Raw genomic sequence first — 3,112 nt, 5'->3', positions numbered from 1 at the left:
CATCGTAAAACAATTTTGTTCCACGAGTTCCTGCGCAATAAATATCAAACTCCCATAAATTCAATTTTCCATTTTCATCTACGCCTGAGGTTACATTCACAACAGCCGCTGGTCTAAATTTATCGTACATAAATTCCTCTCTTCTACTCCACACCAATTGAACAGGTTTTTTACAACTTTTTGCAATTAAAGCTGCTTCTATAGCTTGTTGATTGTATATTTTTCCTCCAAAACCTCCACCTAAAAATATTTGTTTTACGTGTACATTTTCTTTTGGAATCTCTAAGGCTTTTGCTAATTGATCTTGTGTTCCAAAAGGTGTTTGTGTAGATGTCCAAATAGTTAATTTATCATCTTCAAAATAACAAGTTGCAGAATGCGTTTCCATAGGTGCATGTGCCTTGTAACCATCTTGATATTGTGCATTTAAAACTGAATTAGAGTTTGTTTTTCCTGTTTCAAGTGAACCACCTTCCTCAAAAATATCACTGTTTGAAATATTATCTTCTAAATACTTAAAAATGGTTTCATTGTCCATTTTTTGTTCAGGAGTATCCCACGAAACTCTGACCTTTTTAGCGGCACTTGATGAAACTTCAGGGTCTGAATGAACTACAGCTACCAAATCACCTTCATTAATCAATTCAACGTTTGGAAAACTTGATAATTCAGAAGCATCTACTTCTAATTTTTTTGAACCAACAATAGTTGGTCTAACAACAGTTGCATACATCATTCCGGGTAATTTAATATCACCCGAATATTTTGCAGTTCCTGTAACTTTAGCAATTGCATCGGTACTAATGATGGGTTTACCAATTAATTTGAATTCGTTTGCTCTTTTTATATCTGGTTTCTTTTCAAGATTTTTTACAATCTTTTTCCCCTTGGTTAATTCGGCATACGTTGTTTTATTTGATGGATTTTCAGCATCATAAATAACGCCATTTTCAAGTTTTAAATTAGCTTCTGAAACTTCTAATTTTGTTGCAGCTAAATCAATTAATATTTCACGAGCTTCGGCTGCTGCCGCTCTTAAAACAGGATCAGCAAAACGAGTTGTTAAGGAACCCCAAGTACCCGCATCATATGGGCATAATTCAGTATCTCCCATAACCATATCAACCATACTAATAGGAACCTCCAATTCATCGGCAACAACTTGAGCAAGAGAAGTTATAATTCCCTGACCCATTTCAATTTTACCTGTATAACAATTTATTCGTCCGTCTTCTTTTACACGAATATAAGCATTAAAGTTTAAGGCGTCCTCTGCATTATTTTGCCCCCAACCTTCTAATAATGATAGTTTTCCTAAACAAAAAACCACAATAATTCCACCACCTAATTTTTTAAGAAAATCTCTTCTATCTAAAGAAATAGGTGTATTTACATCACTAAAATAGAGTTCATCAATTTTATCTGGTTTCATAATTATTGTGTTTTAGATAGTTGTTTTGAGGCTTTTTCAATAGCTTCTATAATTCTATTATAAGAACCACATCTGCATAAATTAGCATCCATAGCAGTAATAATTTCATCACGAGTAGGGTTTTGGTTTTTTAATAATAAACCATATGCATTCATTATCATTCCTGGTGTACAAAAACCACACTGTAGCGCATCCGTTGTTACAAAAGCTTCTTGTATTGGGTGTAAATTAGTACTTGTTCCAATTCCTTCAATTGTAATTACTTCTTTACCTGCTATATCTTCAATAAAAGTCATACAAGAACGTGTTACTTCATTGTTAACTAAAACAGTACATGCGCCGCAATCTCCCAAACCACATCCATATTTAGTACCTGTTTCATCTAAATAAGTGCGAATAACTGTTAATAAAGACTCATCTCCTTGAACCTCAACAGTTACATTTTTAGTATTCAATTTAAAACTAATTGATTGTTTCATTTTAAAATATTTAAATAACTTTTAAAGTTAACTATTAAAAAAATTACACACAACACGAGCTTCTAATTTTAAACGATTATAAATAGCCTTATAAGTGCTTTTTAATTCTTGATTAGCAAGTGTAACATTTTTATCTTTTTCACTACAAATAGATACAATAACCTTTGAATTCAATTTTAAAACATTGTATCTTTAGCTATTGTATTAATCTTTAAATTTTTTTAGAAATGGTTGGAACTTATATTTTTATTTTTATTCTATTATTAATTGTTGTAACAGGTTTATTTACCGTTAAACAACAAACAAACGCAGTAATTGAGCGTTTTGGAAAATATCAAAGCATTAGAGGCGCTGGTTTACAACTTAAAATTCCGATTGTAGATAAAGTTGCTGGTCGTGTTAGTTTACGTGTACAGCAATTAGATGTAATTGTTGAAACAAAAACGCAAGATGACGTTTTTGTACACTTAAAAATTTCGGTTCAGTTTTTAATACGAAAAAATCATGTGTACGATGCATTTTATAAACTTCAAAATCCACATGAACAAATTACAGCTTTTATCTTTGATGTAGTTCGTGCTGAAGTTCCTAAAATGATACTAGATGATGTATTTGAAAAGAAAGAAGAAATTGCATTAGCGATACAACGCGATCTAAAAGAAGCAATGCTTGAGTATGGTTACGACATTATAAAAGCATTAGTAACAGATATTGACCCTGATGAAAAAGTGAAAATAGCTATGAACCGAATTAATGCAGCCGACCGTGAAAAAATTGCTGCACAACACGAAGGTGATGCACAACGTATTTTAATTGTTGAACGTGCAAAAGCAGAAGCTGAAAGTAAACGTTTACAAGGTAAAGGTATTGCAGACCAACGTAGAGAAATTGCACGTGGTTTAGAAGAAAGTGTTGATGTATTAAATAGAGCAGGTATTAACAGCCAGGAAGCTTCTGCATTAATTGTAATTACACAACATTACGATACGCTTCAAAGTATTGGATCAGACACTAAATCTAATTTAATTTTATTACCAAACAATCCAAATGCGGCTAGTAGTATGTTGAATGATATGGTTACTAGTTTAGTAGCAGCAAATAAAGTTCAAGAGTCTTCACATGAAGACATTAAAAAAACTAAAAAATAAATATGATTTTAACAACTACAAATACATTAGAAACGCACCCAATTAAAGAATAT

The 3,112-nt window shown here is 31.8% G+C and carries 3 protein-coding genes; 1 reads left to right on the top strand and 2 read right to left on the bottom strand.

Annotation, left to right across the window (positions count from 1 at the left end; all coding sequences use genetic code 11):
• Positions 1-1,432, bottom strand: a 1,432-nt coding sequence (locus tag HKP59_RS07915; protein ID WP_291805389.1) for a molybdopterin cofactor-binding domain-containing protein, incomplete at its 3' end; no start/stop codon positions are given.
• Between the two features lie 2 nt (positions 1,433-1,434).
• Positions 1,435-1,911, bottom strand: a complete 477-nt coding sequence (locus tag HKP59_RS07910) for a (2Fe-2S)-binding protein (protein ID WP_291805388.1) — start codon at positions 1,909-1,911, stop codon at positions 1,435-1,437.
• A 227-nt stretch (positions 1,912-2,138) separates the two neighbouring features.
• On the opposite strand from HKP59_RS07910, the gene HKP59_RS07905 reads away from it, so the two are divergent.
• Entirely contained in the window at positions 2,139-3,059 is a 921-nt protein-coding gene (locus HKP59_RS07905; RefSeq protein WP_291805386.1) for an SPFH domain-containing protein, read from the top strand.
• Positions 3,060-3,112: the final 53 nt, after the last annotated feature.

Origin of the sequence: Lutibacter sp. (assembly GCF_013041805.1) — a bacterium.
Classification (GTDB): domain Bacteria; phylum Bacteroidota; class Bacteroidia; order Flavobacteriales; family Flavobacteriaceae; genus Lutibacter.
This window is presented reverse-complemented; position numbering and strand designations above follow the sequence as displayed.

Coding starts and splice junctions, on each gene's coding strand:
- HKP59_RS07910 (WP_291805388.1), bottom strand. CDS start 1,911: ATGAAACAATCAATTAGTTTTAAATTGAATACTAAAAATGTAACTGTT.
- HKP59_RS07905 (WP_291805386.1), top strand. CDS start 2,139: ATGGTTGGAACTTATATTTTTATTTTTATTCTATTATTAATTGTTGTA.